Raw genomic sequence first — 264 nt, 5'->3', positions numbered from 1 at the left:
ACCACTGCTCCCAGCGGTAGTAGTCGGGTTTGCAAGTGGTTACTTCGCGGGACCAGTCAAAGCCGAACCCCAGCTCCTTGAGCTGCTGGCGCATGGCGTCGGTGTTGGCGTAGGTCCATTTTGCGGGCGCGGTGTGGTGCTTGATGGCGGCGTTTTCCGCCGGCAGACCGAATGCGTCCCAACCCATCGGGTGGAGCACGTTCTTACCCTGCATCCGCTGATAGCGAGCGATCACATCGGAGATGGTGTAGTTGCGCACATGGC

At 61.0% G+C, this 264-nt stretch carries 1 protein-coding gene; it reads right to left on the bottom strand.

Annotation, left to right across the window (positions count from 1 at the left end; genetic code table 11):
- A partial coding sequence (locus B3187_RS08030; protein ID WP_286805632.1) for a class I tRNA ligase family protein occupies positions 1–264 on the bottom strand: 264 nt, incomplete at both ends.

This window comes from Marinimicrobium sp. UBA4209 (assembly GCF_002381585.1).
In the GTDB taxonomy this organism is placed as follows: domain Bacteria; phylum Pseudomonadota; class Gammaproteobacteria; order Pseudomonadales; family Cellvibrionaceae; genus Marinimicrobium; species Marinimicrobium koreense.
The sequence above is the reverse complement of the archived record's forward strand: the minus strand, read 5'-3'. Positions and strand labels throughout refer to the sequence as shown.